Genomic DNA, 2,231 nt, shown 5'->3' on the forward strand with positions numbered 1-2,231 from the left:
GGCCTGCATCAGGGCGCCGCCCTTGCGGACCCCCTGGCCCATGACCTTCGCGCCCAGCACCGGAGCGCCGCCCACCATGGCGGCGCCCTTCTCGAGAGCCATGCCGCGCAGCACGGAGCCGCCGGGCGCCCCGCGGTGACCACCGCGCAGGTGCGGCAGGCCGCCGCCGGTGGCCGAGTGGCCGCCGAACAGGGACCCGCCCTTCGGGGAACCCATGGGGTGCGTGAGGTGCACGGCCCGCACGGACTCCAGGGACTTCACCGCGCTCGCGCCCATCCGGTGTCCGGCCGTGCCGTGTCCACCCATGCCGTGTCCGCCCATGCCGTGTCCGCCCATGCGGTGCCTGGCCATGCGGTGTCCAGCCATGTGGTGTCCAGCCATGTGGTGTCCACCCATGGTCCGGCCCCCCATGGTGTGTCCGCCCTTGTGGAGCCCGCCCATGGCCCGGCCGGCCATGGAGTGTCCGCCCATGGAGTGTCCGCCCATGGGGGAACGGCCGCTCCTGTGCATCAGCACACCGACCGCGCAGGCGGCCACCGCCGCGCCGCCCGCGACCATCAGCGGCTTGCGGCGGCTCGTCCCCTCCTTCATGTCCGCGCGGTAGGCGCCGGAGCCCGCGTCGGCCGGCACGGGTTCCGCCCGACCGTCACCGGAGGACGTCCTGCCGTGCACCCGGTGCTTCGCCCCGACGCGCCCCCGCAGCTCGGCCCGCCGGGCCTCCGCCTGCTGCCTGGTCTCCCGCAGCCGGGTCCGGGCGCGGGCCTTCACATCGGCGCGCGAGGCCAGTTCCTCCACCGTGTGACCCAGGTCCTCCCGCATCTCCTCGACGTCCCGGCGGAGTTCGTCCTCGCAGTGGGGGCCGTGCGGGCCCTCGTGGCTGTGGGAGTGATGGTGGTGGCTGTGGGTGTCGCTCATCGCCGGGTCCTCTCCTTGATCTCGGCCACGTCGGTGCGCACGCTCGCCATCGTGCGGCGTGGCGCCGCCGGGGTCGCCTTACGGATCATCGACCTGCCCACCAGGGCCATCACCGCGGTGATCAGCAGCAGGGCACCCGCGATGATCAGCGCCGACGCCCAGAGCGGCAGCTCCATGGCGATCGCCGCCACGGCCGCCGTCACCAGCGTCGCCAGCGCCAGGAACCCCAGCACCCCGGCCCCCGCGAGCATGCCGCCGCCGGCGCCGAAGCGCTTGCCCTTCTGGGTCATCTCGGTCTGCGCCAGCCGCATCTCGGCCCGCACCAGATCGGTGAGCTGCCGCGACGCCTGCTGCACCAGCTGGCCCACCGAGGCGTGGGCGTCGGCGCCCTTGTGCGCGGCGTGGGTATCGGTGCGGTGCCCGTTGGAGCGATGGCGGTGGAAGTCGAGTGTGGTCATGATCGCTACTCCTCCCGACGGTTCCGGGCGGTCCCGTGCGACGCCCCGAGTACCCGCGAGGCCACCGGATCGCACACCTGTCCGTGCGTGTTTGATGTGTTACGTACCGTTTTGGCTGCGGGAAGGTTTCCGCACGGTGTGTCGACTTGCCGATTGTCGGGTGGGTGCACCGTAGTAACGCTCCCCCGGGGCGGTGATCCTCGCGGGGGCCCCGCGCGCCGGGAGCCCGCCCGCTCGTCTCGGGCCGGTTGACTGAGCCGTCCCCTCATGAACCCGGCCTCGGCCGGCCGCCGTCGACACCGGCCGGCCGAGGGACAAGGAGCGCAACGATGTCCGCAAGCGTCACCGGCCCGGCGACGGTGTCCGGATTCCCCCGGCTCGACTGGGTCGAGGAGCTGGTGCTCCCCGCCCTGCGTGAGGCCGTCTCCGCACTGCCCGCCGCCGAGAGCCGGGTGGCCGGTTACCACCGCGGCTGGTGCGACGCCTACGGGGTGCCGGTGACCGACCGGGCGGCGGGCAAGCTGGTGCGTCCGGCACTGACCCTGCTCTCCGCCGCGGCGGTGGGCGCCGACCCCGGTGCCGCCGTCCCCGGCGCCGTCGCGGTCGAGATGGTGCACGACTTCACGCTCCTGCACGACGACGTCATGGACGGTGACGCCCTGCGCAGGCACCGTCCCGCGTCCTGGTCGGTGTTCGGCACCTCCGCGGCCGTCCTGACCGGGGACGCCCTGCTGGCCGCGGCGCTCCAGGCGCTGGCCGCCACCCCCCAGGCGCGGGCGGCGGCCGCCGTGCGGGAACTGGTGGCCGCCCTGCTCGACCTGGTCCGCGGGCAGAGCGTGGACGTGGCCAACGAGAAGG

General features: G+C 74.2%; 3 protein-coding genes. 1 reads left to right on the forward strand and 2 read right to left on the reverse strand.

The features are described 5' to 3' along the window. The coding region (locus HW445_RS27745; RefSeq protein ID WP_180223614.1) for a DUF3618 domain-containing protein at positions 1-915 on the reverse strand (915 nt) is incomplete at its 3' end. Then, complete coding sequence (locus HW445_RS27750; protein WP_180223615.1) at positions 912-1,373, reverse strand: phage holin family protein; 462 nt, start codon at positions 1,371-1,373, stop codon at positions 912-914. The genes HW445_RS27750 and HW445_RS27745, both read right to left, overlap by 4 nt. Before the next feature lie 329 nt (positions 1,374-1,702). Between HW445_RS27750 and HW445_RS27755 the strand changes: the two genes are divergently transcribed. Next, on the forward strand, positions 1,703-2,231 hold a 529-nt coding region (locus HW445_RS27755), incomplete at its 3' end, for a polyprenyl synthetase family protein (protein ID WP_180223616.1).

It is taken from the genome of Streptomyces sp. UH6, assembly GCF_013421635.1.
Classification (GTDB): domain Bacteria; phylum Actinomycetota; class Actinomycetes; order Streptomycetales; family Streptomycetaceae; genus Streptomyces; species Streptomyces abyssomicinicus.

Excerpts from the sequence above, each read along its gene's own strand:
- HW445_RS27750 (WP_180223615.1), bottom strand. The coding sequence starts at position 1,373 with ATGACCACACTCGACTTCCACCGCCATCGCTCCAACGGGCACCGCACC.